Source organism: Oleiphilus sp. HI0132 (genome assembly GCF_001635845.1).
This window is the reverse complement of the sequence record NZ_LWGJ01001161.1, coordinates 1-3,588: the sequence shown is the minus strand read 5'-3', so window position 1 is coordinate 3,588 and position 3,588 is coordinate 1. Positions and strand designations below refer to the sequence as shown.

The window sequence follows — 3,588 nt, the reverse complement described above, 5'->3', positions numbered from 1 at the left end:
GTCGGCTATGGCATGTGGGCTAGCTCACTTATCTCAACCGCTTTCGACAAAGTCATTCCTGGGCCTGGAAGTATCTACCTGGACCAAAACCTAAGCTTTAAGCGAAAAGTAGAGCTGGGAGACACGCTGACGGTAAAGCTCACTGTACTCCAAAAGCTCGAAAACCATAGAGTGTTGTTTCAGTGTGACGTTAGTAATCAAGATGGTGAAGTCGTGGTAAATGGTGAGTCGACTGTAATCGCCCCAATTGATAAGATATCTGTAGACCAACAATCACTCCCACGAGTACACATCAAGAACTAGGCTTTATTAAATTATAATGGATAAGATTTTTTTAGCGCTCGATTCAATACTAACCCGTTACGAAAATCTTTTTCATAATGCTAATGAACTCGGCTTACCCTCTTTTCAATGCGACCCGATCTGGCCCTCGCCTTGCGCAGTTAGTATCGTCAAAGACTGTCATTACTGGCGCCATAAGGAAAAGAGATCAGGGAATATCTTTGCAAGCCTTGAAGATGCGCTCGAGACCAAATTCCATCCCGATTTCCACGCCTTCTTCGAAAGCTACTGGGCGAACGGAATGCGTGTAGAGCACCCTTTAGTTGATTTTGCGTTAATACAAACGTGGAACGAAGAAGATCAGGAGCGTCTAAAAGAAAATATACTCGGACACTGTTTCGCGAAGCTTAAGAACAAACAGAGCTTAACGCTATTTATCGGCTGCACCGACAGCAATGAAGTTGTAAGTATTGAAAATCATAGCGGGAAAGTCATTTTAGAGCGCCCAGGTCGAAAAGATTATAAAGAGTTGGCTGACAACCTTGAAAGTTTCTTGCTAGCCCTCAACCCTACAGCACTCGAGTACAACTAAGGCGCCTTCATGTTAAGCCATGCTTCTTAGTAGCGCGGGAGCTTAACATTTTCAAACATTTCTTGAACGTCCTGACGATGCATATGGCGGTAGCATGCTTCCTCGACAACCTTCTGAGTAAGATGAGGTGCAAACTGTTGTAGGAACTCATACATAAAGCCGCGCATAAAGGTCCCCTTCCTGAATCCGATATTGGTAACACTTGCCTCAAACAGTCGGTCGGTATCAATCGCAGTCAAGCCGACATCTTTTTGAGTGTCGTAAGCCATGGATGCTACGATCCCGATACCCAAACCGAGTTTCACATAAGTTTTTATGACATCGGCATCGGACGCAGTAAAGACAATATTTGGAGATAATCCAGCCTCTGAAAAGGCAGCATCAAGCTTGGACCTCCCGGTAAACCCTTTCACATAGGTGACAATCGGGAATTCAGCTAGCTTGGCTAATGTTATATCACTATCTGAAGCAAGCGGGTGATTGTTAGGCACGATAACGATTCTATTCCAAGAATAGCAAGGCATCATGATTAAGTCTGGATGATGCTCGAGCGCCTCAGTCGCAATTGCGAAATCCACGGTGCCATCTGAGGCAAGTTCGGAAATTTGAGCAGGTGTTCCCTGGTGCATATGCAATGAAACATCGGGAAAGCTATTCATAAATCGACTAATTACCGTCGGCAGGACATAGCGCGCCTGTGTATGTGTAGTAGCAATCGACAAGTCACCTTTGTGCTCATTATTAAACTCCTGAGCAATTTTTTTAATACTTTCGACTTCTCCAAGCACATCGCCAACAACTTTCAGTATCGCTTCGCCTGCGGGTGTTATCCGTGTTAGGTGCTTACCACTACGAGAGAAAATCTCTACCCCCAGCTCGTCTTCTAGCAAACGAATCTGCTTACTTATACCGGGCTGAGAGGTGTATAAGCTTTGTGCAGTTGCAGAAACATTTAAGTCGTGATGAGCGACTTCCCATATATAACGGAGTTGTTGTAATTTCATTATTATCTCCAGACAGGATCGGGTTACACCAAAATGATATAAAGCTATAGCTAAATATTCTTATTGGAAATAAAAAAACTTAGCTATAGTATGAGAAATAGCATCAAATTGGTGCGCACAGCTTTGTTTAATGTGCTGTCTAAGTTCAATTTGGCTCGAAGTGTTATCAACAGCAAGGCCTCAAAAACGGCCATTTGATTAACTAAGCCTTGTATTTCCCTATCTATATTAGACCATAATCATGGAATTTCTTGCTTTAGGTGATTTTATTACGTACGTGCTTGCCGGAGCCGGTGTTGGTTTTGCGGTTGGGGTGACGGGTGTCGGTGGCGGGTCCTTAATGACGCCGCTTCTTATACTCTTCGGTTTCCCGACTCATATCGCCATTGGAACGGATCTAATTTATGCCGCCGCAACAAAGGCGAGCGGTGTAATTTCGCATGCGAAACAGTCTACTGTTAACTGGCAGATAGTATTTAGATTAGGCTTAGGCAGTATCCCGGCTTCACTTGTTACAGTCTACATGCTGAAGAACCACTTTGGTGATCCGTCCAGCTATCAACACATCTTATTAACTGTGCTTGGCTGTATGTTAATAATGACCGCCCTGGTAATTCTTATAAAACCTCGCCTTACCCGTTCATTTAATCTAAGCAGTAATGAGCGTCATAAGCTTAAAAAATACCAAGGCTTATTAACTGTATTTGCAGGGTTTATTCTCGGTATTTGTGTAACCCTAACGTCTGTTGGGGCTGGCGCATTTGGTGCAGCAGTTTTGATGATGCTTTATCCACGCTTAAACCCCGTTACTATCATCGGAACTGATATTGCCCACGCGGTACCGCTTACGCTCATAGCCGGGTTGGGACATATGCAGCTTGGTAATGTGGATTTCGTTCTTTTAATCTCCCTGCTAGTTGGGTCTATTCCTGCCATTCACTTTGGTTCAAAATTGAGCAAAAAACTACCAAGTGAAATATTGCAGCCAATATTAGCCAGCATCCTATTGATTATTGGGGTAAAATACGCGATCTTTTAGCCAATAACGCACAACACAAATACAGTTGAAGCTATGTCGCCAACATTTAATCTACTTAAAACAAAGTTCTTATCACCGCCATATAACCCAAGCAGTATTTTAAGAAAGCACCTACTAGAGCGGCTTGAGCTTCGGAGTGGCAGAAAGCTGGTGTTGGTTTCTGCACCTGCAGGCTATGGTAAGACAACCCTTGTTTCGCAGTGGCTACATCACAGTAAATCAAAACACTGCTGGCTATCACTTGATCAGAACGACAATCAGGCACTGAGATTTTGGCGTTATTTTCTTGGAGCGCTTCAAAGCTCTATTTCTGAATTCGGAGAAGAAGCACAGACACTGCTTCGGGACGATTCAGCTCACATTGAGGGCGCTGTCACTTCGATAATTAATGAGTTGAATGAATGGGCTAGCCATAATGAGCACCTTGATATTGTCTTAGATGACTTTCATAACATTGATAGTAAGGAATGCCTGAACCAGTTCGCCTACTTTGTCGATTTTCTGCCACCTTCTGTTCAAATTATCATCACATGCAGGTTCGAACCTTCGCTTCCGATCTCTCGTTGGAGTGTAAAAAACTGGGTAGACCAAATACAATCATCAGACTTGGCCTTCTCTATTGAAGAATCTAAAGCTTTTCTTCTTGATTATATGAATCTATCGTTAAGTGA

5 protein-coding genes are annotated in these 3,588 nt (G+C 43.3%); 4 read left to right on the top strand and 1 reads right to left on the bottom strand.

Annotated features, from left to right (window positions below; genetic code table 11):
• Positions 1 to 303: hotdog domain-containing protein (locus tag A3766_RS16200; protein ID WP_304440970.1), on the top strand; the 303-nt coding region annotated here is incomplete at its 5' end.
• A gap of 16 nt (positions 304 to 319) precedes the next feature.
• Positions 320 to 874: a SecY-interacting protein gene (gene syd, locus A3766_RS16195; protein WP_068554184.1), complete on the top strand. Its 555-nt coding sequence runs from the start codon at positions 320 to 322 to the stop codon at positions 872 to 874.
• A gap of 26 nt (positions 875 to 900) precedes the next feature.
• Here syd and cysB read toward each other — a convergent pair whose 3' ends face one another.
• Complete coding sequence (gene cysB, locus A3766_RS16190; protein ID WP_068510261.1) at positions 901 to 1,878, bottom strand: HTH-type transcriptional regulator CysB; 978 nt, start codon at positions 1,876 to 1,878, stop codon at positions 901 to 903.
• Positions 1,879 to 2,119: 241 nt separating this feature from the next.
• Here cysB and A3766_RS16185 point away from each other — a divergent pair, with 241 nt between their 5' ends.
• Together A3766_RS16185 and A3766_RS16180 are read left to right on the top strand one after the other, a co-directional pair.
• Positions 2,120 to 2,917, top strand: coding sequence for a sulfite exporter TauE/SafE family protein (locus A3766_RS16185; protein ID WP_068510263.1), 798 nt, complete (start codon positions 2,120 to 2,122; stop codon positions 2,915 to 2,917).
• Positions 2,918 to 2,950: 33 nt separating this feature from the next.
• Positions 2,951 to 3,588 (top strand): AAA family ATPase (locus A3766_RS16180; RefSeq protein ID WP_156508929.1); only part of this gene is annotated, 638 nt, incomplete at its 3' end.